Source organism: Flavobacterium sp. 1355 (assembly GCF_017833415.1).
Lineage (GTDB): Bacteria > Bacteroidota > Bacteroidia > Flavobacteriales > Flavobacteriaceae > Flavobacterium.
The window spans coordinates 33,759-59,359 of sequence record NZ_JAFICC010000009.1; the positions used below are offsets into that span (position 1 = coordinate 33,759).

Sequence of the window (25,601 nt, forward strand, 5' to 3'; positions counted from 1 at the left end):
TATTTATGAAATTTTAAATTTGATCTGTTTTATCTGAAAGTAGTTGAAAATGATCCTCTACCATTTTCGGCAAAGAAAAGGAATTGTCAATTAATTCCCTTGTATTAATTGATATCTTTTTGTTCCCTAAATAAAGATCCTCAAGGATTTTGCTCAATGCTTTGAAGTCTTTGGCTTTGAGAATATAACCATTTTCTGCATTGGTGATTGCTTCCTTATTTCCTCCGACATCTGTGGTAATCACGGGAACATTTGCAGCCAGACTTTCTAAAATAGACAAACTGAAACATTCCATATGAGTGGGCTGCAGCATATAATCGTATCGGCAAAAAATCTCATTGAGGTTTGGTTTACTTCCCATAAAAGCAAAACATTCTTCGAGTTTATACTGCATTATTTTTTCTGCTAGTTGCTCCTTATAAGGCCCGTCTCCATAAATATCAATCTTAATTTCATTTCTGATAGTTGCCGGAAGATTATTTACGGCTTCTATTAAATCCTGTATCCCTTTTGATTCTCTTAAATGTGATGCTACTAAAAAGCGTGGTTTTACAACGTTTCGGATCTCTCTGACCAAAATGGCTTCTAGAATAACTCCGTTATAAATTGTTTTTGTTTTCGATTTTAAATGAGAACCAAAATCTTTCAAAATTTCATTGACCGTATAATCAGAAACTCCGATAAAAACATCTATGTATTTTGAATATAAAAAACCTTTTATCCTTTTATTGATTTTCTTTTTGAAAGGATATCCGCTTAAAGGTCTTGGATTATGATCTATCGCAATAATTTCTGCATCTGAAATTTTCTTTGTTTTTTGGAAAAATGGCGTACATAATTCGACAAAATGGGTAATAATATTCGAATACGCAGGTTTATTTTCTTCATAAAAATCCAGAAAATTGTTTTCTACGCTTTTATTTTCATCACTATAGATTGTGAGGTTTGAATATCCTCCATGATCAGAATAATTTGGAAAAAACCAATCTGCCTGAATATTATTTTCTTTGCACTTTTTATCAAAGTCCCAGAAAAAATAATCCATTCCTCCCACTCTTTCCGGAAGTAACTGATAGTTGCAGATTATGGCTATTTTTTTATTCATTGAAGTGATATAAAACCTCAGCAATTCGCTTGCTGGTTTGTGGTAATTTCTGGCCTATTTGCAAATCAATCATTTTTTTTCTGTCTGCAGTCCGCTCAGTCGGATTACTAAAAGATTGATTGATCTGATGTATTAATTCTGTTTTGTCTTTTGCAATTGTAACAGCATTACCATCTATAACTTTTTTGTAATGAATGTAATTTAAAAATCGCTGATCATCGTATAATCCATTTTCAGGATTACCAAAGACCGTATTAATTACAGGTTTATCAAATAACATAAAGTCAAGACTCATTGTAGAACACATATTTATACTCAAATCGGAGTTTTCTAATAATGACCTCAAGTCGGTAATATCTTCGTGACTTGGTATTCTTTGGGACCAGCTTTCCTGATGATTTTCTCTTGTAAGTATCCACTTTGGAACGTTCCAGATAATCTCAGGATATTCTTCTCTGATAGTTTTAAATCTTCTGTCGTCTTCTGCCGGTGATGTTCTTACCAGAAGCTGTACCGGAAACTTAATTTCATTATTTCTAATTGCTTCTGCAATTGCTTTGATTACTATCGGATCGTTTGGCCCAATAGAAACGTCTGCACAGCTGTAGCAAATTATTTTTTTATCAGAATCTAAGTTGAATTTGGCAAAGAAGTTTTCCTTTGACGATTCATATTTAGGAAGAACGTAGGGCTCAAACTGAGGAGTTCCCACAATTTTTACGTTTTCATCTTTTACATTTGGATAAAAATAAAGCAGTTCCTCTTTCATCAACTGGCTCCATACCAAAAAGTGATCAAAGCTACCCAGCATTCGCCCTTTTGATGCCAGATTATCCCAACTAAAAATAAAAGTACTTGTCGGAATACCAGACTGAATAGCCGCATATAAAAAAGGCGCCAGATAAGGCGGTCGCTGATGTGTAAAAAATAAATGTGAAGGTTTATCTTTCTTAAGTATCTCAATATATTCTTCGGTTATTTTATTTTTAGAAAAAGAAGAAAACTGAAGCTTTTCTGCAAATAAAATACTTGAATTTGAATGTATAAATTTGGTAAATATATAAAGTCCTTTTACAAATAATGATCGGGCAGAATTGTTTTTGGGATAACCTACAAGCAGATTATCGTTCATTCCATAAAAGCTTTTATACTTTTGCAAATGCGCCAATTCTTTCCATTTTCTGAAAGCCCAGGTTGATTTTCCTTCTTTAAAAACAGAAAGTTCTTTTATCTCGAGTTTAAGATTATCCAAATTTTGATAACAGGTTTCTGGCAAACCGGAATAGACTATAATTTTATCAAATTGGGCTGATGCTTCTGTTATGAAATCGCTCATAACAAAATTTCTAAATCCTACGCCGTCAGTTATTACTACTCCTAACTTTTTCATTTCTGTTTTTTGCTTTTAAATTTTTTGACAATCCTTTGGTAATTTTTTTTAATTTTTTGAATTAAAAAAAATGTTTTGTCTTTAAAAATTATTGGATCAGAAGTTTTATTCTCTTCAAAATGTAATAACCCAAATATGTTATTTATTCTTTTGGTATGCTTTTCATTTATTCCATAAGACCGCGCAAACCACGTATGATACAAAAACACTTTATCATTATAAAGTACTGTATTTGCAATCTGATCTGAATTCATCTGGGCGTCTAAAAAAAGAAATTTTTTGTTTTTTCTTCTCATCCAGAAATAAAACCCATAATAAGGTTCATAAATACTGTTTACATCATACTGACCTGGAAGACCTGAAAGATCATCTCTAAATTCGTCCTTTTTGATATAATGATTTTTGAGTATTTCTTTTTTGTTCCAGATTTTTTCCAGGTCTTTGAAATTTATAATCGAAAAGAAAGTATTTACAGCATACGGATTATAAATTCTGTGTGCAATCATTCCACCATCACGAACACCGCAAACCATATAATTTTCAGACTGCATTTTATTTATAATATCAAAAAACACAGTAGAATCCTGAAACAATACATCTTCATCGGCCATAATAAGCCAATCTAAATTCTTGTTTTTCAGTTTATCCATCATATAAAATATGCTGTCCAAACCATGCATTCCGTTTCTTCCGTCAATCACATATTTTTGAATATCCTGAGGAAAAAACTGAGAACTTTTAGCATATAAATCAAAGTTTATTACTGTCGAAAGTATTGCTATTTTAGATTCTGCCATTTTTAATTTATATATATCAGATCAGTTATCCCGAAATTGTTTTTGATGATTTAGTTTCCAAATATCTTCTTTTTGAAGACATTCAAGAAATAACTCATTACTATTTCCATTTCCAAAATCATCTTCTACAATTTGTACTTTATGAGAGTCGATAATAGATAGGGCCCCTTTAATGCTGTTTTCAGAATAATCAGTATTTACAATATCAGCATGAATCGCTCTGTTTTGCTGACGGGTCCCTATATTTATTATCGGTATTCCGTAATAAGGCGCTTCTCTGATTCCTGCACTACTGTTGCCAATTATAAACTGGCTATTCTTCAATAATGTTAAAAAATATTCAAAACGAATGGAAGGAAAAATCCTGAATCTTGCATTTTCTTTTAATTTTTGATACGCATCGATTATAAACTGGCTTCCTAAATCATTGTTCGGAAAAATAACAACATAGTTATGATAATCCTGCAATAAAGTATTTACAAAATTTTCTGTGTAATTTTTCATTTGTTTGAATTCTGTAGTCACAGGATGAAACATTACTACTGCAAATTTTTCAAAATCGATTTTATAATAGTTTTTTACTGTTCCTAAATTAGGCAGCTGATCTGAAAACATAATATCGATGTCCGGCGAACCTATGGTAAAAATAGACTCTTTTATCTCTCCCATTTGTATTAATCTTTTCTGAGCCTGTTTATTGGACACAAAATGAATGTGACTCAATTTACTAACGCTATGCCTGATCAATTCATCTACAGTTCCGGAAATTTCACCACCCTCAATATGTGAAACCAAAATATTATTAAGTGAACCTACAATTGCACCGGCTAACGTTTCTACCCTATCACCATGTACTATAATCATGTCAGGATTTACTTCTTTGCAATATTTGGATAATCCTTCTATGGTTTTGGCAAGTGTCAAATCCATAGTTGTTTCGTGGGTATGGTTTTGAAAAGTATGTATATTTTTAAAATTACAGCGTTCGATTTCAATCAGTGTATATCCATATTCTTCCTGTAGATGCATACCGGTTACAAACACAAAAACTTCAAAATCCTGACGGTCTTCAAGAATCTGAATTAATGATTTTATTTTACCAAAATCAGCACGTGTACCAGTAAGAAAAAGGATTTTTTTCATTGTTTAATTAAAACTGCCTCTAAAAAATATTGCATTAAAGTTTAAGGAATATTACTTAATATCGTCCCAGGTAAGCTGTTCGTCATTCTCAATATCTCTTGTGGCTGTTTTACCCAGGATATCATTAAAACGCTCCGCCAGAATTTTGCCGGTTCCGGGACGTTTTACCCAAATATTTTCCTTGGTAAAAATTTCTCCTTTTTTTATTCCCTGAATAGCGCAAACCGTTGCAAAAGCAAAATCAATAGTGACTTGTTCTTCTAATGCCGGTTTTTTTGTTCCTCCTCGCATTAAGGCGATTTCTGTACTTGAAATTATTAGTTCCTGACAGGCTTTTTCATCCATACTACAAACAATATCTGGTCCGGTACGCTGCATGTGATCGGTAAAATGTCTTTCTAAAATACTGGCGCCAAGAGCAACTGCACCAAGACACGCATTATTATTCAGCGTATGGTCACTCAGACCAAAAACTTTATCGGGAAAAGCTTCATGTAATTCTGTCATTGCTCCAAAACGAACCAAATGAATTGGTGTTGGATACAAATTGGTTGTGTGCAATAAAGCTACCGGAATATTATGTTTATCAAAAATGGTAACCGCTTTCTGAATACTTTCTATTGTATTCATTCCGGTGCTTAAGATTACCGGTTTGCCAAACGAAGCAATGTGTTCTAATAATGGGTAATTATTACATTCTCCCGAGCCAATTTTATAGGCCGGGATATCGAATTTTTTTAATCTTTCGGCCGCTGCACGGGAAAATGGTGTTGAAATAAAAATCATGTCTTTACTTTCAACATAATTCTTCAATTCAAATTCCTCTTCTTCATTTAAGGAACAGCGTTCCATAATTTCATAAATAGAAACATCGGCATTTCCAGGGATTACTTTTTTTGCGGCACCGCTCATTTCATCCTCTACGATATGTGTCTGATGTTTTACTACCTCAACTCCTGCTCTGTGAGCTGCATCTACCATTTCTTTGGCTACCCGCAGAGAACCTTCATGATTAATCCCTATTTCGGCAATTACTAATGGCGGATAGTCCAGGCCTATCTTTCGTCCGGCTATTTCTATAAATGGATTCATAAATAAAATTATTTATTATATGTTTTTGTTTTTGGAAAGTAGATATTCCGCATAATCAAAATCTTCCTGCGTATCAATATCAACTTCGGCAAAAATATGATTTATCTCGAATGGAAATGCATTTTCTGAAATAATTATATTATCAAGAATTAATGCTGCTTTTGTGATATATAATAAACCATTTTCGAAAAAAAGCGGCTCTAAATCCTGACTTCTTTGTCCGATTTCATAATTATATGGAATAAACTTATTATCAGCGATTTTTCCAAATTTCTGATGATTTCGCGAAACAGTAAATAAACTGTTGCATTTTTCTTTTTGGTAGTAGGCAAAAGCTTCATTGAGTAAGCTTTGAGGACGCAGCGGATTTGTAGCCTGCAACAAAACAACATTTTCTACCGGTTCATTAATTTGTTCTAATGCATTTCTTAATGCTGAAACTGTTGGTTCTGTATCTCCCGAAATATTCTCTGGCCTGTCAATTACTTTTGCTCCAAATTCTAATGCAATTTTCTTAATTTCATTATCCTCTGTCGATACATAAATTTCGTCTATAATTTCTTTATTGGCCTGAGCATACAAAATACTGTGAGCCAATAAAGGAATTTCTCCTAATATTTTGATGTTCTTCTGAGGCAGTCTTTTAGAACCTCCACGAGCCGGAATTATAGCAATTGTTTTCATACAGCAAAATTATTTATCTCCTGGTTTCCAATAGATTTTTGTCTCTTCTAATTTTTGATACGCATTAAATTCCTGAATTGATAATCTGTTTTTGTTTTTTATAATTTTCGGAATCGAAAAAAACAAATTTAAAATAGCCAATAAAATTGCTTTTAAGGCTTTAAAATCGCCTTTAAAAACTTTTAACTTCAATTGAATCCAAATAGAATAGGCTATTTTTTTGGGAATTAATTTTATCGGGTAAAATAAAAAATATAAATACCATCCGGCACGCAATGATCGTTGCAATCGTAAGCTGTAATCTGCATTTTTTTTTCGGGATTTTACATCTACTCGGTGGTTAACCAAAACATCAGGCAGATAATATATTTCCCATTTTTTTTTGAAAAGCTGATAGGATGCAAAATCTTCTTCCCCGTAAAAAACAAACCAGGCCGGATAATCGGGTATATCACGCCAGGCACTCATACGCCAAACATGCCCGCATCCGACAAAACTTTTCATACGATAGGAGTTTTTATCAGAGTGATATGTTTCGGGTTCTTGTAAGCCCCAAAAAATCCTAAAACTAAACAAACCGGTTTTTGGATTTTCATCAAAAGCTTTTAGAATAATTTCAAAAGGATTTTGAGTTATAAAATGTGCATCATCATCAATAGAAATTGCAAATTCTGAAGTAACCAAATTCAGTAATCTGTTTCGGCTATAAATTAATCCTTTGCTTTCAGAATTAGTAATTAATTGAATTTTAGGAAAATTATCCTGAATATAGGAAGCCGTTCCGTCGGTAGAACCATCATCACATATAATACAATTTACATTTTCTTTGTCTAACAAATACTGAATTTTACCTAAAGTAAAAATTAAATCCTCTTTGCGGTTTTTAGTAGTTATTAAAATGGAAAAACTGGAATTTTGCATTCTTTTATTCATTATTATTTAAGATGCTCATGATTTCTTTTAAATGTGCGACAGAAACATAACTTTCTAAGTCTTTTCTATTTAAAAGTAAATTATCAGGATTTTGTTTCCATACCTGATATAATTTTTCAATCAGTTGCGCAATTTTATTCACATCGTCTACTTCTGACCAAAAAGAATACCCTCCTCCTAATAGCCGTCTCGTTTCACTATAATATGGTGCCAGTGAAAGAATTGTTTTGTCGGCCTCAACACAATGAGGAAACTTCGCCGGCAAAAAAGGGCTTATTTCTCCTTTTGCTTCTAAAATAATATTTACTGAAACATTTTTTTGCAAATGATAAACCTCATCAAAGGCTTTATTGCCATTATGAATATAAATCTGAGAAATATTATATTGTTTTAGCATTTCACTATGGTAAGAAGCATCTCCGAGTAAAATAAGTTTTGCATCATTTTTTGCTGATGGGTTATTTTCAAGAAAGAGCGTAAAACCTTTCAGTAATCCTTCCGGAGAACGCTGTTTCATCAAATTTCCGGCATGCATTAAATTAAACTGAGAAGCATCAAAATAAGAAGGAAAATCAGTATTCTGAACTTCGTATTTTTCATTTTGATGTGGAATTATGATTCCTGTTTTAGAAAATTCAGGAAAATAGCTCGACATCCATTCCTTTAACAACTGACTTGGAAAAGCAGTGTAATTTGCTTTCTGAGATAGTTCCTGAAAGAAAAATTCTTTGAAGTCATATCCAGGCTCCACCCAGTTGTAAGGTCTTGGATAATAATGAAAAGGATACGGATCATGTATATATGCCATCCATTTTTTGTGCAGTTGAGGTAATTTAAGAACTGCATAGTGAGGTCTAAAGCTAGCTCCCTTGCTCAGAGTAAGTACCAAATCAGGATCAAATGATTGTTTTTTTAAGGCGCTGCTAATACTTTTTATATCATTAAAAAAGGTAAACGAAAAACCAAATCTTTTTTCAAAAAAAGGTGCAAGATTTACTTTAAAATTTCTACTGAAAACTCTCTGAAACCTACTTAAAAAGTATAAAAAACTATACTTAATTTCTGGTATCTTAAATGTATTTATCTTTTTTAAGTTTATATTTCTCCGGGTGTAATGATAAACTAAAAGTTCAAATCCGGCTTCATGCAAATTATTAATCAGCGCCACATTTGCTTTAGATCCGCTGCTGTCATCTATGTTTATAGAATCGACTACAATAAGTATTTTTTTTATCATTTTACCAATTTGTTCTCCAGTCAATATCTTGTTTTACTACAATTGCAGGGTTGCCTGCGATAATGGTTTTGCTTTCTAAAAAACTTTTTGTTACAACGCTTCCCAAGCCTATTAAATTTTCGCTTTCAATTGTAATTCCCGGTGCAAAACGACAGGCAGATCCTATATAAACATCATTTTTAATTAAAATAGACAGATCTTTATTATTCAATTTGGTATGAATTGAGCCATGTGTCCAAAACTGGCTGTTTTTCCCGGCAATCCATGTATTGTTTCCGATTTGAATGTTATTCCACAAATCAAAATGATGATTATTAATAATTCTGGAGTTTGTTCCTAACGAAAAATTTGCCCTTCCCTGAATTACATTTCCGGAATGAATTGAGGAATTTTCTCCAATTGAAAATTTATTGCAAACAATAACATTGTTACTGGCAATATGAACATTATTTCCAATATAAACTTTATTACAGTTGATGATCGCTTTTCCAATTTTAACGTTTTTGCCTATGGTATAATTAAATAACTTTTTGAGCAGAACTATTTTAACTGAATTAACAGGTATGTGTTTGATTATCTTGAGAAGAACTGATCTTACTGTCATATAATCTTAGTTAAGATTTTTTAAAAAACTAATTATATTTTTTGATGCATTGCCGTTACCATATGGATTTGATTTATTTTCAAAACCATCAAAATTCTCTAAAAGTTCTTGTATAACATTTATGATTTTATTTTTATCTGTCCCAACTAATTTTGAAAAACCTGCTGTTACACCTTCAGGCCTTTCTGAAGTATTTCTGGTTACTAAAACGGGCTTTCCTAAAGAAGGTGCTTCTTCCTGAATACCTCCTGAATCAGAAACAATTAAAAATGATTGTTGCATCAACCACACAAAAGCAGGATATGAAACCGGGCTAATGAGCTGAATGTTTTCTTTATCGGACAACATTTCATGTACAATATCTTTCACATTCGGGTTTAAATGTACCGGATATACAATCGTAACATCTTTTCTGGCTGCTATTTTCAACAATGCTTCACAGAGGTTTTTCATTCCTGTTCCAAAGTTTTCCCTGCGATGTCCCGTTACTAATACAATCTTTTTATTTGTCGGAACTATGTTTTTTAATTCTTCTATTTCAGGGTGTACAAAATTTTCTTTTCCAATTTTAGTGATAGTCCAGAACAGCGCATCAATGACTGTATTTCCTGTTTGAATAATAGACAATTGAGAAATTCCTTCCTTTACTAAATTATTGCTTGCTTCGTTTGTAGGCGTAAAATGAATATCTGCTAATCTGCCTGTTAACTGTCGGTTGATTTCTTCAGGAAAAGGTGACTGTTTATTGTAGGTTCTTAGTCCTGCTTCAACATGTGCTACTCTAATACTCCGATGAAATGAGGCCAGGGCTACCATAGAAGAAGTCGTTGTATCTCCGTGTACAAAAACCAAATCGGGGTTAACCTCTAAAAGTACTTTATCCATTTTACTTAAAATGAGGGCACTCAAATTGTTTAGAGTCTGATTTGGCTGCATTAAATCTAAATCATAATCAGGTTTTATATCAAAAAATTCTAATACCTGATCCAGCATTTCGCGATGTTGTGCTGTAACACAAACCATAACTTCAAATTTATTTTCTTTGAGTTCGTGATATAAGGGTGCCATTTTTATGGCTTCAGGGCGTGTTCCGAAACAAAGAAGAATTCTCATTTTTTGATGTTTTTTTTCATTTTGTAAATTGGCAGGCGTAAAAAGTAAGAGCTATAATAGATTTGCCATTTTATTTTTTGTAATAAAGGCAAATTTAGAATTTTTAAAATCTGACTGAATAATTTATATTCTTTGTAATCTAATGAAGTTGTAACAAAATAACGGATTAGAGAATTTGTGAGTAATTGCTTTTCCTTAAGATTTTTAATTACTAAAACTATAGCATCACAATGAGATTTTCTCCTGACAGGATTGTGTGTAAAAAATTCACCGGTATTCGATTTTAAATGTTTTCTTCCGTAGAATAAACATTTTTTTATAGAAATTCCTTTAATTCCTGCTGATAATATTCTGGAATATAATTCCCATTCTTCTGCATACATTAAATGCTCTACGAAGCGATTGCCCGCAAAACATTCTTTTTTCCACATTACAGCACAGGAGTTAAATGGCAAATTATTGTTTAGCAATTTTTCTAAATCATTAACATCAATAAAGAATGATGAATATTCTTTTGAATAATCAAAATCATAATTAAATTCTCCTGTAAAAACTTCTCTTTCGTATCTGCAAAAAGATATTTCTGGTTTCTCTAATTCTTTTATACACAATTCCAGATTCTGGGGATGTACAATATCATCATCATCAAAAAAAATAATATAATCACCTTTTGCCAGGTCTAATCCATAATTTCTGCATCCCGGCAAACCTTTTTGATAACTATCCGGCCTTTTTAAAAATGTAAAGCGTGAATCTTCAACCAAAACCGGAGCAATTACTTCACTGGTATTATCGGTTCCTACATCATCAATAATCAGGCATTCCCAATTTGAGAAAGTTTGTTTTTTAATTGATTCTAATGTTGCAACAATAAAGTGCGCCCTGTTGTAGGTCGCCATAATAATGGTTACTTTTGGCTGCATCTATTTAAAAAATGAATATTTAATTAGTGTCTTAAGAGCATTTTTATCTAATGCTTTTGCATAATTTTTTATAATAAAAGCAGATCTTGAGAAATTTCTTTTGGTATCTTTTTCATTTATCATTACTTCTATTGTCTTTTTTAAGAACACTTTTTCTGTTAATAGCTTATTGGAGAAATTTTGGTTCTTCTTTATTTCTGCCTTTACCTCTTTAATTTTATCATTATTCGCTACTAGCCAGTCAAATTCTATCTTTTCAAACCATAAAAATTTAGTTGAAAATTCTGCCATCTCAGAATAATTAATTTTGACAAAATTTTCCCAAAAACTAAGAAACATTGCCTTTAAATTCTTTTTCCAAAGAATGTTTTTTTCAGAATCAACTGTAATTTGGTTTGTCAGGCTTTCTTCATGTTTTCTGTAATTATACAGAGATCTGTTTATATGATTAAATTTGCTGTGCACTGCAGCCCGAAGCCAAAAATCGTAATCTTCGATAAGGAAATAATCTTCGTTATAGCCATTATTTCTCTCATACACTTCTTTTCTGTACATAAAACAGCAACTTATAACGTTCCCGAAGATTAGATTCTCGATACCGGGAAGCATTACTTCTCTAATCTTTTGATCCTTATCATCTATCAAAGTAAAATTACTGTACACAACGTCTGCTTCTTCCTTGAGGAGATTATCTGATAAGATTTTTAAGGTATCTGGTTCATAAAAATTATCATCACTGGTCCAGGTTATAAAATCACCTTTGCAGGCGTTATGTCCAATATTTAAACTTGCGGGTAATTTTTTATTTATTGGGTTACTTATAATTTTTATCCTGCTATCTTTCTCAGCATATTGATTTGAAATGTTTAATGTATTATCGTTTGAATTATCATTTACAATAATTAATTCAATATTCTGATACGTTTGGTTTAGTACACTTTCAATAGATTTTGATAGAAACTTTTCTCCATTAAAAACTGGTAAAACAACTGATATTAATAAATTGTTTTCCATTCTTAATTCTTGTATAAATTATCTTTGACATTTTTTAATGCCTCTAACCATTTCAATCCAAATTTTACATCCGGTTCCAGATGATTTCCCTCTGCCCATTCGTTCCACGATTTTATCATGACAAATTGAGGGTTTTTTGGATTTCTCAATAATTCAGTAACGGCTTTTTGCAAATGTTTCTTCCAGGATTCCGGGCTTGAATTGATAAAAATCAAAGACTTTTTTCCACTTCGGGCAGAATTGTCCCAATTAGGGAAAACGCATGGAATATATTTCTGATGCGGAAAAACAACATTTATACGGGAAACTGCTTTACTGTAATCAATAATTACGGGTTTCAGTCTTTTACCGATTTGGCTAGTAAATCCAAAGGCTACTTTTATTTTTCTTTCGAGCCAGCCTAAGTATCTTACATCAGCAAATAGAAACCCACTTTTATATCTCATTTTCTGAAATACTTCGTCTCCTACCTTTCCGTAAATATGATCATTTTTAAGAACATTTTCAGATGCTATTGTGGCTACAAAATAAATTCCGGCAAAACCGTTTGCAATTGCCAATTCATTAAAAACAGTTATAAATTCTTCTACATTTGGTATATCATCAAACCTGTAAACATGAAACATAGGTTTGTTATCAATTTTGATATAACGCTCATCTTTGAAAAACGGCAACAAGTAATCAAAATAAATCTGATATCCTTCTTTTCCATTATAAGTTTGCTCAATGAGAACAGACGGATTATCAAGTCCGTGCCAGATTCCTTTCCAGGTTTCATTTGCCCAACAGAAACAATAAGGAAAATCAATGTTTTTATTTTGAAGCATAGCTTCAGCAGGTTTTTCCAACAGCATTTTATTATCTCCAAACCAATATTGATAGTAAACAAAACCATCAAGACCATATTCTTTTGCCAATTTGGCTTGTTGTTCCTGAACTTCGGGTACTCTTAAGTCATAAAAACCTAAGTCTGCCGGCAGAATGGGCTGATAGTGACCTTTAAACAAGGGTGTTGCTTTAGTTACATTTGTCCATTCGGTAAAACCTTTTTCCCACCACAAATCATTTTCAGGAATTGGATGATATTGTGGCAGATAGTAGGCAAGAAATTTTATTCTGTTTTCGGGCATTTGGGGGCGTTATTAACGTTTTTAGCGATTCATTCTTTGTATTTGCCAAATATTGTAAAACCAAAAAATCTTTTGCAGAAAAGATCAATTACAAATTTTTCACTTTTTAATTTAATTTCATTCTCTCTTTGCAAATTGATTTGCTGTTGTTCCATTTCTTTGAATGAACCATATTGTGCAACAAAAAAATCAGCATGTTTGACACTTAAATATTTTAGAATTTCAATCCCTTTTTGATGCTCAATTGACTTAAGCATTGATATTTTTTTTATTCTATAATAAAAACCTATTTCATCTAATTGCTTGGCCTTTCCTCCATTTTTCAGGATTGCAATCCAAAACTCCCAATCTTCCCAACCATGTTTCATTGAAGTATCGTAGCCACCCACTTGTTCCCAATCTTTTTTTTTGAAAAAAGCAGAACAAAAAATTAAATTATTCCGGCTCAAATTAAAAAGAGAAAAAGGAGGTAAATCCCAAACACCGGTTTCATAACCAAACTTCTCTGCTTTACAATAAACAACTTTTAAAGATTGATCTTTTTCAAAAGTCTCAATTGCCAATTCAACATAATTTGGAGCTATTTTGTCATCTGCATCTAGCGGTAAAATGAATTCTCCGAGAGCCTGAGAAATTCCTAAATTTCTGGCACTGCTCAGCCCTCCATTTTGCTGAAAAGTATATTTAAAACGAGAATCTTTTTTACACCATTTTTGAGCAGCTTCTATTGTATTATCTGGACTTTCATCGTTTACAATAATACATTCCCAGCTTTTAAATGTTTGATTAAAAACAGATTCTAAGGCCTCGTCTAAATATTGAGCCTGATTGTAACAAGGAACTATTATGGAAACTGACGGATTGTTCATTTTGAATTTTAAGCATTTAAAATCTTCATCAAAAGCCTTTTAGTAAGTTTTGTTGGAAACAAAAAATTGAAAAATAAATATATAAATGCATATTTTGACTTTGATAAATACTGTGCATTTTTTTTTATCAATTGAGACAATTCCAGCTTTGTAAAAATATTTCTTTTATAGATAAGTCTAAATTTCAATTTCAATTCCTTTTGTATTTGCCTTTTATAATTAGGATAAAGTTGCAATAAATCAAAGAAAACATTTGGTACTTTATCCACAACCATTTTATCTGAAGAAGTAACAGAATTATTATGTATTCTATATTTTGCTAAAACTCTATTTGATGAATAAAAAATGCAATTTGTCATTAGTAACTTTAGCCAGAGATGATAATCTTCGACATTTTGAATATCTAATTTCTGTGAAAAACACTCAACATCGGTGACTTTTTCTTTCTTAACAAGAACAGTTAATATCGGGACTTTGTTTGTTTTTAAAAATAATTGCAATGATTTTGGGCCATGAAAAACAGAATCTGGAATATTCATTTTTTTAGAAATATCAAATACTTGATTGTCATTAAAAACATAAGAATCTGAAAAAACTAAATCAACATTTTTTTCTTCAATTTGTGTAATCTGCATTTTTAATTTTTCAGGTAACCATAAATCATCAGCATCCAAAAAAGCCAAATAAATCCCTTTTGATTTAGAAATCCCATAATTTCTGGCTTTCCCTTGTTTACCATTTTCCTGATAATGATAATTAATTCGTGAATCACTTTCTACTAATTGATTTACAATATTTGCCGTTTTATCTGTTGATCCGTCATCAATTATAATTAATTCCCAATTTGTATATGTTTGCTTAATAACAGAATTCACTGCATCGCTGATATACAATTCTGCATTGTAAGCGGGCATTATTATACTTATTAGGGGATGTGAATTGAGCATTCTGGTGGTTTAATTTTTTAAGACAGGAAAATATTTTTGTTCATAAAATATTATTCTCTTTGAGATAATTGCAAATATAAGTTTTCCAAGTCCGAAATAAATCTATCAATATCTCTATTTGATAAAACGTCTTTAAATTGCATGTTTGATAATTCTTCGGCTTTATCCTTATTATTTAAAACTTGAGAAGTAAAATCGACAAATTGATTTAGGTTTTTAAAATGAGGATAAATAAAATTAAATGGATTTGTAGGTGCTGAAAAAAAGTCCCAACAAATAAGCGGAGTACCTGTCAGGCAAATATCAAAACCAGCAAAACCAGCAGGCGTACGATTATTATATCCCTGAAACCACGATAAATTTAATCTTTCATTAATTGCTATTTTGGAAATATCTTCCTGATGGCCTCTGAAAAAAACTTTTTCTGATATACCCAGCCTGTCCAGATAATCTAACATTCCTTCCTCTTTAGGATTTCCGTTCCCAAAAATATGCAATTCAGTATTAGGATTAATATCTAACAAAAGCTGGAATGCATAAAAAAAAGGATCAAGCGGTTTATTTTTATCTAATCTTGTAAAAATTCCTATCTTTTTTATTTCACCATAAGGATATTTCCATGTATTTTTATTTTTATCAATCTTAAGAGTTAAAGGAAAATAGTTATGTTTAATGCTCTTAAATTCACTATATTCAAAAGCCACTTCTTCATTATAAAATCCTGATAGAAACTCATAAGGATAATCAAAATCATAATTATCATATAAAGTTGGATCCTGAAATTTAGCACACATAGAATGAATTAAACTTTTCTTTTTGATTTCTGTTGTAACCTGATGAATAAAAGTGTATTCGCCCATCCAATGTATTACATCAAATTTGTCCAAATAGGAATATAGCGTTTTTTTATATTTGTCTTTAATAACTTTTTTAAACTTTTTTTTTGTTAGTTTATGAAATATTCTTTCTAATAAACTAGTTTTGTTATTTTCGAGAAATTCATCAATATAAATTACATTTGTTCCGAGAGCTTCATGTTTATCTTCATAGTACCTACTGTCCCATTTTGCTGATATGTGATTTTTATTTTGTAAACATAAAATCGAAATTTTAAATTTATTCTTATTCAAAGCTAAATCTATTTCGTAAGCAAAACGCTCTGCCCCAGCTCTATGCAAAGCTCCAACAATAAATAACACAGTCGTTTTATTCATTTCTTAAGAAATTTGAATAGTTAAAACATCAGCTAAAATCAAAATTTTATTCATAATTATTTAATCTTCCATTCTAACTGTGGTCTAATCACGCCATTTATTTTTCCAAGATATCCTGACTCTCTCTTAACATCTTTTACTTCAAAAGTTAAGAGTTCTTCATTACTGTATAGACTTCTCATTTCGTTTGTATAAAAATAGGCATGTATTTGATATAAGTCGTCGTTTAGTAAATTTGCCGGTATCTCACAACAAAGTTCTGTGACTCGATCAATTGCACAGTTGAATTTAGATCCTGAGCCAAAAGCAACATCACCTTTTATTGTACGTAAATCAAAGCCTACAGAAATTATATTATTAGTAGTTTTATTGACTATTTTTAAACGAAAATTAACAGAAGATGTAACATCAATAACATCATCCTTATCTAAAGAAGACCCATTCTCTATTGCTGCGTACATTATTCGGATGCTTTCATTTCCTACGGCTTGTTGAATCGTATCAAAACTTATTTTTCTTTCAGAAAACGAGCTGCTTTGTAAGTAATCAGTAATTACTTTTGTAGGATTTCCATCTCCGCAAATAGTTCCATTACTCATACTTATAACGCGCGTACAAAGTGTTTCTACGGCTGCCATATTATGACTTACAAACAATACTGTTCTGCCACCTTCACGGGAAATGTCCTGCATTTTTCCAATTGCTTTTTTCTGAAATTCAGCATCGCCAACTGCCAAAACTTCATCAATTACTAATATTTCAGGTTCTAAAAACGCAGCTACAGCAAATGCTAAACGGACTGTCATTCCGCTACTATATCTTTTTACTGGTGTATCTATGTAACGTTCACAACCCGAAAACTGAATAATTTCATCAAGTTTTGAAGCGATTTCTTTTTTAGTCATTCCCAAAATAGCGCCATTAAGAAAAATATTTTCACGCCCGGTCATTTCGCTATGAAATCCTGTACCTACTTCAAGCAAAGAAGCTATTCTTCCTCGTGATTTGATACTTCCTGTAGTAGGGGCAGTTACTTTAGAAAGTATTTTCAATAGTGTAGATTTACCTGCACCATTTTTACCAATAATACCTAGAACCTCGCCTCTTTCAACTTCAAAATTAATATCCTGTAAAGCCCATACATATTGAGAACTTCCCTTAGTAGCGCGATCATTTATATCACCTATTTTTAAATACGGATTTTCTTTACCACGAATTTCATGCCACCATCTGTTTAAATCATGGCTCAATGTGCCAGTTCCAACTTCTCCCAAACGATATTGTTTAGAAATATTTTCGGCCTTTAAAATGATATCTTTTTCCAATTATAAATTGTAATTATAAATTCTGTATTATTTTGTTTGTCTGAATGCCTTAACTTAAACCGTATCTATAAAGTTTTTTTCAGTTTTATTAAAAACTAAAAGTCCTATAAAAAATATAGTTATAGTAAGTAGTAGCGTGTAACTTAATCCTAAAATCGAAATTTCCCCTACATCTAAAAGCATATAACGGGCTGTTTCTATAATATATGCTAAAGGATTATAGGCTACAATCCATCCATAATCAGGTAACTTTGCCTTTATTAATTCCATAGGATACATAACAGCTGATAAGTACATAAGCAACTGAATACCAAATCCGACAAGGTTACTAAAATCACGGTATTTAGTCACTGTTGATGATATTAACATTCCTAACCCTAATCCCAAAATTCCCATAATGACAATTAAAAGAGGAAAAAAGAATAATGAAATATTTAAACTAAGATCTGTACCATTAAAATAATAATAGGCAGAAAAGGCTATAAAAATCAAAAATTGAATTCCAAATTTGATCAGGTTAGAGATAACTACTGATAGAGGTGAAATAAGCCTGGGAAAATAAACCTTTCCAAAAATCCCAGCGTTGGCTTTAAATGTATCTGATGTTCCATTAAGACAAGCGGTAAAATAATTCCAAACGGTTATTCCTGCCAGATTAAATAAAAACGGAGGTACCTTTCCTGTATTGATTCCCGCAACATTATTGAATATGATTGTAAAAGTGATCGAAGTAAACAATGGCTGAATCAGGTACCATAGCGGCCCTAAAATGGTCTGTTTGTAGACTGTAATTACATCACGTTTTACAAAAAGAAATAATAAATCCCGATATTGCCAAACTTCTTTTAAGTTGAGTGAAAAGAACTTATTTTTTGGTGTTATTTCAAACAACCAATCTTTTGAATTATTTGTATTATTCATTTTAAATTTTAATTACAATCTTATTGCAATATGGAGCTGTATAATTAATTTTGACTAAAGATTTATAAATTAACAAGATTTTTAGTCGTTTAAAAAGTTTATAAAAAGCAAAAAGGCGTTTAAAAAAACACCTTTTAATATTTATTTAATTTAAAAAAATTAAAAACATAATTATTTGTCCAATACCTCAAAAGCAGAATTCATACTTTTAAATTCAGGAACGATTTTTTTCATTTTAGCCACTATATCATCATTATCATAAAAATCTGCAATTCCGATGAGTTCATCAATTTCAATATGCAAATTTTCATACTCATCTTGTATTTCCTGCGCAATCATGATTTTATTGTGATAGGTTGGAAGTGTTTTAGAAGTGTCATTTAATAACTCTTCGTATAATTTTTCTCCAGGCCTCAAACCTACAATTTTTATTTTTATTTCTTTATCAGGAATAAAGCCTGCAAGCTTAATCATCTTTTTGGCCAAATCAATAATTTTGACCGGTTTCCCCATGTCGAATATATAAATCTCACCGCCGTTACCCATTGCCCCGGCTTCTAACACTAATTGACATGCCTCAGGAATTGTCATAAAATAACGAATAATATCCTGATGGGTTATTGTTACAGGTCCGCCTTCGGCAATTTGTTTTGTAAACAAAGGAACAACAGATCCGTTTGAACCTAAAACATTTCCGAAACGCGTTGTAATAAATTTTGTTGCTGTCTGTATATTTTCGTTTTGATTTTTCAACGATAAGGACTGTACATATTTCTCTGCAATTCGTTTACTGGCTCCCATGACATTACTAGGATTAACTGCTTTATCAGTAGAAACCATCACAAATTTTCTGACATTATATTTACAGGATAAATCAGCCAGGTTTTTGGTCCCTTTAATATTGGTTAAAATAGCCTGCGAAGGATTTTCTTCCATTAAAGGAACATGTTTATAAGCTGCAGCATGATAAACAACATGTGGAGTGTAAGTTTTAAAAACTTTTTCTAATGCTTTTTTACTTCTTACATCGGCAATTACAGCTACAATCTTTGTTTCGGAATTCATACTTAAAGTTTCTAAGCATAAATTATGCAGGGGAGTTTCAGCATGGTCAAGAATAATAACTCTTTTTGGATTAAATCCTAAAACCTGCCGTACAATTTCACTTCCTATTGAACCTGCAGCTCCTGTAATGAGAACTGTTTTGTCTTTTAATTGTTTAGAAATTGACTTACTATCTAAAACTATTGGTTTTCTTTCTAATAAATCTTCAATCTGAATGTTTTTTACTTTTTGAGAAATTTCTTTTTGATTTTCCCAGTCAGAAATCAGAGGTACAGTATAAACTCTGTAGTTAAACTCTAGACACTGATCTACAATGATTAATTGCTCATCTTTAGATAAACTTTTATCAGCAATAATCACACCTTCAGCCGCGACAGAACGCATTAAAGCCGGTAATTTTTTTCTTAAAATTAAAATTGGCAAATCTAGCATTCGTTTAGATGCATTTTGATTATTTTTATCTACGAACCCAACAATTTTAAACCGTGAAGGGGTTTCAAATTTTAACGCATTTGCAACAGAAATTGCATTTGCATCTGTTCCGTAAATAACAGTTCTGATTAATTTAGAATTGGTTTTCTCTGAGAAGTATAACTCAAAAGTTTGTTTAACAATTACGCGGTATAAAAACAAACCGCAAAATGACAAAACTAAATTTATAAATAATGCCGTATTTAAGAACGCTTTATGTCCAAAATATAATTCAAATATTAGATTGAAAAATAAAAAAAATACCAAAACTGACATTTGAGAAAACAACAGTTTTATAGCATCAATATAGGATGAGTGCCGAATGATACCGGAGTAGGTCCTAAATAACCAAAAGAAAAAAACATTTACAAAAATTAAGCTGGCTACAAAATAAAAATGATGCGAAGTAATGATATATCCTAAAGCTGTTCCTTCGAACAGTAAATAAGTAAAAGTAAAGGAAAAGATCAATACCATCACATCAATACCAACAATAATCCACCTAGGTAAATAGCTAAGGTTATTAATATTGGCTCTTAGATTTCTTGGCGAAAAATAATTATGCAAGAAGTCACTAACTCTGGTTTGTTTCTCTGTATTCAATTTGATTTACTTTGATAGTCTTATATGTAATTTTTACAAAAATACGAATTAAAGATATTAAAAAATTCATTTCACTTAAAAATAACAAGTTTAGCCTTACTTCAATTTTTTCTAAATTAATTTAGTTCTTAAAGCTAAATCTGAGTTTTTAATTACTTATTGTTTATTTATTCTTTGAACAATTTATTTATAACATCTTTAATTCTTGTCTTTTCCGAATCATCAAGATTCGTCCCTGATGGCAGACATAAACCTTTATTAAACAAATCTTCAGAAACTTTATTTCCATAATAAGGATAATTACAAAATAAAGGTTGAAGATGCATAGGTTTCCATAAAGGTCTTGATTCTATATTGGCTTTTTCAAAAGCCTGCAATAAAATATCTTTATTTATATTCTGATTAGGTTCAATTAATATTGTACTCAACCAATAATTTGAATTATAATCTGAACTTGCACTTTTGAAAACTGTAATTTCATTTATGTCTGTAAATAAATCAACGTAAAAATCATGAATTTGTTTTTTGGATTCTAAATTAGAATTTAAAATTTTCATCTGACCTCTTCCAATTCCTGCACAGACATTACTCATTCTATAATTATAACCTATTTCGCTGTGTTGATAATGAATTGCCTCATCTCTGGATTGTGTTGCATAAAAAATAGCTTTTTCTTTCAATTCCTTTGAATTTGCCACCAGTGCGCCTCCACTTGAAGTAGTAATTATTTTATTTCCATTAAATGAAAAAATTCCATACATACCAAAAGTTCCACATTTTTTACCTTTATAATGACTGCCTAGAGCTTCTGCACTATCTTCTATAACAGGTATTGCATATTTTTCTGCGATTGCATGTACCTCATCTACCTTATAAGGCATTCCATATAAATGAACTGCAATAATTGCTTTTGGTTTTTTTCCTTTGTCTATTCTGGATTTTATAGCAATCTCAAGACTTTCCGGACAGATATTCCAGGTCTCTGTTTCACTATCAACAAAAACAGGAGTCGCTCCCTGATATAAGATAGGATTTGCAGATGCAGAAAATGTCATACTCTGACAAATAACTTCATCCCCAGCTTTCACTTTTAATAAAATTAATGCTAAATGAATTGCAGAGGTTCCAGAATTTAAAGCTGCTACAAAAACTTCATTGCCATGATATGCTTCAAGATCATTTTCAAAATCAGTGACGTTTGGCCCTCCTGAAGTAATCCAATTATCATTTAATGCTCTTTGAATATACTTTTGCTCTTGACCACTTAATTGGGGTAATGACAAAAAAACTCGCTTATCTGCCATTGATCTTCCAATAATTTGAATCATATCTCACGTCATCTTCACTAACTTTTGACAAAGGTAAAGTAGAAAATGAAATGAGCTTTGAATCTTTTTCCAGTGATTCGATAGCGTTTGCGTATCCGGCAGGTATATGAATAATTTTACTGTCAGAGACAGATGCGGTTACTGTTTCAACAACTAAATCTTTTGATGGATTTTCCCAATTATCAATTTTTACAAAATGAATTTTAAAAGAGCCACTTATACAATAAAAATTTTTAGCATCAAGCTTATGTCCCTGCCATGCCCGAATTGGATTAGTTTCAGAATTACTAATAATATAAAATCTTTCAATATCATTAAAACTGAAATCGTTTACATAGGAAATAATTCCTCTGTGATCTGCAAAATTTCCTCCTTGAATTATTTTTGGTTTCATTAGCTTATTTTTAAACTTGTTTTCTTCATCATGTAAAACTTTGAAGAATAAATCAAAACGAGTGGAAGTATAATTATTATAAAAAGTGTAAGCGAATCAAATCTATGATATAAGAATATAACTGCTACTGAAATAATACTTTGCAGAATAGCGTATATTAAAGACACAATTCTATGTTGTATTTTATACTCATTGCTTAATATCTGATAAAAATGAAGTCTGTGTGCTTCAAAAATATTTTCTTTAAGATATAATCTGTGCAAAATTGTACAGATTGCATCTACTCCATAAACGGCTAAAAACAGCAGCCAGATAATCGAGTTAGTATTTAAAATTAATTTAAAAATCAGATAAATAATCCAAAAGGCAATTGCTATACTTCCTACATCACCTGCAAAACATTTTGCTCTTTTTCTGTAATTGAAAAATAAAAAAACCAGGCTGGACAGAATTGGATATATAATAAAATCTGTATCAATAAAAAGCTGCAAATTTTTGTTTACATACCACAATGCTCCCAATACAACTAAAGTATATAAACCGGTAATTCCATTTATACCGTCCATAAAATTATAAGCATTTATAATTCCAATAGCAAAAATGTAAGCTAATGCAATTAAAGGAAAAGACACACTACTAAATACACCCAAATCATAAAAAATTAAGGTGATAGCCAAAAAATGAATCGAAATCCTAATTTTATTAGAAAGACTTTGAATATCATCCCAAAAACTTACGAGACTAACTAAAGTAATTCCTGTAAAGAATAAATAATTATATTCTATATTTTGAACAAAATAAAGCAATGCTGCAAACCAAAAAATAATACCTCCGCCTCTTAAAGTAATTTCAGTATGTGAGCTTCGCAGATTAGGTTTATCTATAATATTAAACCTATCTGCAACCTTAAAGTATAATAACTCAAGTATAAATAAAATAAAAAATAAAATAGTATAGATCATTTGATGCGTAACAACTTTAAATTGTTTTTGTTAGATTTTAAACTTTAAAATATTTAAAAGGTACTCACCATAACCTGATTTCTTTAAAGGTTCAGCCAATTCTCTTAATTGTTCTGATGTTATAAAACCTTGTCTCCATGCAATTTCTTCAATACAACCCACTTTTAAGCCTTGACGCTCTTCTAAAACCTGAACAAATTGCCCCGCTTGCATCAAACTATTGAAGGTGCCGGTATCGAGCCAGGCTGTACCTCTGCTTAGAATACCAACTTTTAATTTACCTTCCTCTAAGTAAACTTTATTTACATCGGTAATTTCATATTCTCCCCTTGCGCTTGGTTTGATATTTTTAGCAATTTCAACAACCGAATTATCGTAAAAATATAATCCAGGAACAGCAAAATTTGATTTTGGCTCGAGTGGTTTTTCTTCAATAGAAATTGCATTTTTGTTTTCATCAAACTCTACAACACCATAACGTTCAGGATCAGAAACATGATATGCAAAAACAACTCCCCCATCCGGATTTGCATTTTCTTTTAAGAGTTGCTGCATATGAGTCCCAAAAAAGATATTATCTCCTAAAACAAGAGCGACTTTATCATTTCCAATAAATTCTTCTCCAATTACAAATGCTTGAGCTAGTCCATTTGGATTAGGCTGTTCTGCATAACTAAATTTGCATCCAACATTTTTACCATCCCCTAAAAGTTTCTTAAAATGAGGTAAATCATGAGGTGTAGATATAATAAGAATTTCATTAATACCTGCCATCATTAAGGTTGAGAGCGGATAATAAATCATTGGTTTATCATAAACTGGCATTAATTGCTTACTCACTGCCAAAGTTAACGGATGCAATCTGGTTCCTGAACCTCCTGCTAATATTATTCCTTTCATGTTTTTTTATATTAAATTCAAATGAACTCGCAATTACAAGCTCATCATTTTCTTTAAACTATCCTTATAATATGGAACATCCACACTATAAGTTTCTTTAATCTTTGATTTATCTAATAAAGAATAAGCCGGGCGTTTTGCCGGTGTTGGATACGATGAGGATGGAATCCCTTTTACATCGCAATTATAGCCACCTATCTCTTTTATAGCCAATGCAAATTCATACCAGCTAATTTCTCCTTCATTAGAAAAATTATAAATTCCGGAATGCCATTCAGAACATGTAATTATTTTAATAATTGCCTGAGCTAAATCAGCAGCATAGGTCGGACTTCCTATTTGATCATTAACAACATTCAGATCATCTCTTTCCTGCATCAAACGAGACATGGTTTTGACAAAATTATTACCAAAACCTGAATATACCCATGAAGTTCTAAGAATTACTGCATTAGGATTTTCTTGCTGACATGTTTTTTCGCCATCCAACTTAGTTGAACCGTAAACATTGATCGGACCAGTTGAAGCGTCTTCTGCCAAAGCTGTCGAGGAAGTACCGTCAAAAACATAGTCGGTAGATACATGTATTAACTTAGCGTTATTTCTTAAAGACCATTTTGCTAACACTCCAACTGCTAAATGATTAATAGTGTTAGCCAATTCTTTTTCAGATTCTGCTTTATCCACTGCTGTGTAAGCACCACAATTAATAATTATATTTGGATGAATTTCTTCTAACTGTTTTTCTAAAACAGATAAATTATCTAAAGAAACCTGATTTCTGTCTGCAAAAAACCATTTGAATTGAGAATAAAATTGAGATAATAAACTTAATTCTGATCCTAATTGGCCATTTGAACCTGTAACTAAAATTTTTTCCATTAGAACAAACTATTACAATTTTCAATATAAGGCAGTATCTGATCTTTTTCAGAAACAATAGCATTTTCTAAATCCATACCCCAATCAATATTAAGAGAAGGGTCATCAAACTTAATTCCACCTTCAGAAGCTTTATTGTAGAACTGATCACATTTATACATAACCGAAGCCGTTTCGCTAATAACAGAAAAGCCATGAGCAAAACCTTGTGGTACTAATAATTGTTTCTTATTTTCTGCAGTCAATAAAACACTAAATGCTTTACCATAAGTAGGGGAATCTTTTCTTAAATCTACAGCAACATCTATAATCTCTCCTTCTAAAACACGAACTAATTTTGTTTGAGCAAAAGGAGGATTTTGATAATGCAATCCTCTCAAAGTACCTTTTTTAGAGAACGACTGATTGTCCTGAACAAATTCAATGTCAATTCCTAAATCATTAAATTTTGTTTTGCTGTAAGATTCAAAAAAATAACCTCTTTCGTCTCCAAAAACAGTTGGCTCAATTACAACTAGATTTTTTATAAATGTTTCTTCTATATTCATAATATTT

General features: G+C 31.3%; 25 protein-coding genes. All 25 read right to left on the minus strand.

Going from position 1 to position 25,601, the window contains the following annotated elements:
- Nucleotides 1-13 precede the first annotated feature (13 nt).
- Nucleotides 14-1,105 carry a glycosyltransferase family 4 protein gene (locus tag JOD96_RS12635; RefSeq protein WP_245188406.1) on the minus strand — a complete coding sequence of 364 codons (1,092 nt, stop codon included), beginning with the start codon at nt 1,103-1,105 and terminating at the stop codon, nt 14-16.
- Nucleotides 1,098-2,495 (minus strand): CDP-glycerol glycerophosphotransferase family protein, encoded by a 1,398-nt coding sequence (locus tag JOD96_RS12640; RefSeq protein WP_209564629.1) that lies wholly within the window; start codon nt 2,493-2,495, stop codon nt 1,098-1,100. Before JOD96_RS12640 ends, JOD96_RS12635 begins: the two co-directional genes overlap by 8 nt.
- A complete protein-coding gene (locus JOD96_RS12645) occupies nt 2,492-3,292 on the minus strand; it encodes a hypothetical protein (protein ID WP_209564630.1) in 801 nt (266 codons plus the stop codon). The genes JOD96_RS12640 and JOD96_RS12645 overlap by 4 nt, the downstream gene beginning before the upstream one ends.
- 21 nt (nt 3,293-3,313) lie before the next feature.
- Complete coding sequence (gene neuC / locus JOD96_RS12650; protein ID WP_209564631.1) at nt 3,314-4,435, minus strand: UDP-N-acetylglucosamine 2-epimerase; 1,122 nt, start codon at nt 4,433-4,435, stop codon at nt 3,314-3,316.
- Between the two features lie 51 nt (nt 4,436-4,486).
- A complete protein-coding gene (neuB, locus tag JOD96_RS12655) occupies nt 4,487-5,527 on the minus strand; it encodes an N-acetylneuraminate synthase (RefSeq protein WP_209564632.1) in 1,041 nt (346 codons plus the stop codon).
- 15 nt (nt 5,528-5,542) lie between these two features.
- A complete protein-coding gene (locus JOD96_RS12660) occupies nt 5,543-6,211 on the minus strand; it encodes a cytidylyltransferase domain-containing protein (RefSeq protein ID WP_209564633.1) in 669 nt (222 codons plus the stop codon).
- Between the two features lie 9 nt (nt 6,212-6,220).
- The gene (locus JOD96_RS12665; protein WP_245188407.1) at nt 6,221-7,144 is read right to left on the minus strand and encodes a glycosyltransferase family 2 protein; all 924 of its coding nucleotides are present in this window, start codon (nt 7,142-7,144) and stop codon (nt 6,221-6,223) included.
- Nucleotides 7,137-8,381, minus strand: coding sequence for a UDP-glycosyltransferase (locus JOD96_RS12670; RefSeq protein WP_209564634.1), 1,245 nt, complete (start codon nt 8,379-8,381; stop codon nt 7,137-7,139). Before JOD96_RS12670 ends, JOD96_RS12665 begins: the two co-directional genes overlap by 8 nt.
- Nucleotide 8,382: 1 nt before the next feature.
- Nucleotides 8,383-8,985: an acyltransferase gene (locus JOD96_RS12675; RefSeq protein WP_209564635.1), complete on the minus strand. Its 603-nt coding sequence runs from the start codon at nt 8,983-8,985 to the stop codon at nt 8,383-8,385.
- 6 nt (nt 8,986-8,991) lie between these two features.
- Nucleotides 8,992-10,098 carry a non-hydrolyzing UDP-N-acetylglucosamine 2-epimerase gene (wecB, locus tag JOD96_RS12680; protein WP_209564636.1) on the minus strand — a complete coding sequence of 369 codons (1,107 nt, stop codon included), beginning with the start codon at nt 10,096-10,098 and terminating at the stop codon, nt 8,992-8,994.
- Nucleotides 10,095-11,021, minus strand: coding sequence for a glycosyltransferase family 2 protein (locus JOD96_RS12685; RefSeq protein WP_209564637.1), 927 nt, complete (start codon nt 11,019-11,021; stop codon nt 10,095-10,097). Before JOD96_RS12685 ends, wecB begins: the two co-directional genes overlap by 4 nt.
- On the minus strand, nt 11,022-12,035 hold the full coding sequence (locus JOD96_RS12690) for a glycosyltransferase (protein ID WP_209564638.1): 1,014 nt from the start codon (nt 12,033-12,035) through the stop codon (nt 11,022-11,024).
- 2 nt (nt 12,036-12,037) lie between these two features.
- Nucleotides 12,038-13,165 carry a glycoside hydrolase family 99-like domain-containing protein gene (locus JOD96_RS12695; protein ID WP_209564639.1) on the minus strand — a complete coding sequence of 376 codons (1,128 nt, stop codon included), beginning with the start codon at nt 13,163-13,165 and terminating at the stop codon, nt 12,038-12,040.
- Between the two features lie 29 nt (nt 13,166-13,194).
- Nucleotides 13,195-14,034, minus strand: a complete 840-nt coding sequence (locus tag JOD96_RS12700; protein WP_209564640.1) for a glycosyltransferase family 2 protein — start codon at nt 14,032-14,034, stop codon at nt 13,195-13,197.
- An 8-nt stretch (nt 14,035-14,042) separates the two neighbouring features.
- A complete protein-coding gene (locus tag JOD96_RS12705) occupies nt 14,043-14,981 on the minus strand; it encodes a glycosyltransferase family 2 protein (protein ID WP_410744289.1) in 939 nt (312 codons plus the stop codon).
- 50 nt (nt 14,982-15,031) lie between these two features.
- Nucleotides 15,032-16,195, minus strand: coding sequence for a hypothetical protein (locus JOD96_RS12710; RefSeq protein WP_209564642.1), 1,164 nt, complete (start codon nt 16,193-16,195; stop codon nt 15,032-15,034).
- 56 nt (nt 16,196-16,251) lie between these two features.
- Nucleotides 16,252-17,520: a polysaccharide ABC transporter ATP-binding protein gene (locus JOD96_RS12715; RefSeq protein WP_209564643.1), complete on the minus strand. Its 1,269-nt coding sequence runs from the start codon at nt 17,518-17,520 to the stop codon at nt 16,252-16,254.
- A 54-nt stretch (nt 17,521-17,574) separates the two neighbouring features.
- Nucleotides 17,575-18,441 (minus strand): ABC transporter permease, encoded by an 867-nt coding sequence (locus JOD96_RS12720; protein ID WP_209564644.1) that lies wholly within the window; start codon nt 18,439-18,441, stop codon nt 17,575-17,577.
- Nucleotides 18,442-18,612: 171 nt separating this feature from the next.
- On the minus strand, nt 18,613-20,580 hold the full coding sequence (locus tag JOD96_RS12725) for a polysaccharide biosynthesis protein (protein ID WP_209564645.1): 1,968 nt from the start codon (nt 20,578-20,580) through the stop codon (nt 18,613-18,615).
- Nucleotides 20,581-20,747: 167 nt separating this feature from the next.
- Nucleotides 20,748-21,884 (minus strand): DegT/DnrJ/EryC1/StrS family aminotransferase, encoded by a 1,137-nt coding sequence (locus JOD96_RS12730; RefSeq protein WP_209564792.1) that lies wholly within the window; start codon nt 21,882-21,884, stop codon nt 20,748-20,750.
- Nucleotides 21,874-22,302 carry a WxcM-like domain-containing protein gene (locus JOD96_RS12735; protein ID WP_209564646.1) on the minus strand — a complete coding sequence of 143 codons (429 nt, stop codon included), beginning with the start codon at nt 22,300-22,302 and terminating at the stop codon, nt 21,874-21,876. The genes JOD96_RS12730 and JOD96_RS12735 overlap by 11 nt, the downstream gene beginning before the upstream one ends.
- Nucleotides 22,302-23,264 carry an MraY family glycosyltransferase gene (locus JOD96_RS12740; RefSeq protein ID WP_209564647.1) on the minus strand — a complete coding sequence of 321 codons (963 nt, stop codon included), beginning with the start codon at nt 23,262-23,264 and terminating at the stop codon, nt 22,302-22,304. The genes JOD96_RS12735 and JOD96_RS12740 overlap by 1 nt, the downstream gene beginning before the upstream one ends.
- Nucleotides 23,265-23,294: 30 nt before the next feature.
- Nucleotides 23,295-24,164: a glucose-1-phosphate thymidylyltransferase RfbA gene (rfbA, locus tag JOD96_RS12745; RefSeq protein WP_209564648.1), complete on the minus strand. Its 870-nt coding sequence runs from the start codon at nt 24,162-24,164 to the stop codon at nt 23,295-23,297.
- 33 nt (nt 24,165-24,197) lie between these two features.
- Nucleotides 24,198-25,046: a dTDP-4-dehydrorhamnose reductase gene (rfbD, locus tag JOD96_RS12750; protein ID WP_209564649.1), complete on the minus strand. Its 849-nt coding sequence runs from the start codon at nt 25,044-25,046 to the stop codon at nt 24,198-24,200.
- Complete coding sequence (gene rfbC / locus JOD96_RS12755) at nt 25,046-25,594, minus strand: dTDP-4-dehydrorhamnose 3,5-epimerase (protein ID WP_209564650.1); 549 nt, start codon at nt 25,592-25,594, stop codon at nt 25,046-25,048. Before rfbC ends, rfbD begins: the two co-directional genes overlap by 1 nt.
- Nucleotides 25,595-25,601: the final 7 nt, after the last annotated feature.